Origin of the sequence: Cupriavidus sp. SIMBA_020 (assembly GCF_046535395.1) — a bacterium.
GTDB lineage: Bacteria > Pseudomonadota > Gammaproteobacteria > Burkholderiales > Burkholderiaceae > Cupriavidus > Cupriavidus campinensis.
Genome location: NZ_JAWRWU010000241.1, coordinates 1 through 328 on the forward strand (window position 1 = coordinate 1; position 328 = coordinate 328).

Annotated in this window: 1 pseudogene; it reads right to left on the reverse strand. The window is 59.8% G+C overall.

What is annotated here, in order from left to right:
- A pseudogene (locus SB751_RS29010) lies at positions 1 to 200 on the reverse strand (acetylglutamate kinase); the annotation flags it as partial.
- Positions 201 to 328: the final 128 nt, after the last annotated feature.

The following is a 328-nucleotide window of genomic DNA, read 5'->3' on the forward strand; positions in this document are numbered from 1 at the left end:
GGATTCAGACCCACCAGCTTGAGCAGCACCACGTCATGCGCAAAACTGCGCTGCAATCGCTCTTCCGTCATGGCGTTGCCGCCGTACTTGACCACGATGGTTTTGCCGTGGAATCGTCGGATATAGGGCAGCGCTTCGGAAAGCACCGCGGCTTTGACAGCGGGAGACGAGACGGCAGCAGGGTCGGGGGTGTCGGTCATGGCGGCTAAGTCGGCAATAAGTAGGGTATGAAAGTTAGAGGTTGAAAGCCTGCGCCGCTGATGGCGTGAAGGCATTGCCCCCCGTGGGGGCGTGGGGTCCGGCAGTAAAAAATGCCTGCACAGGAACG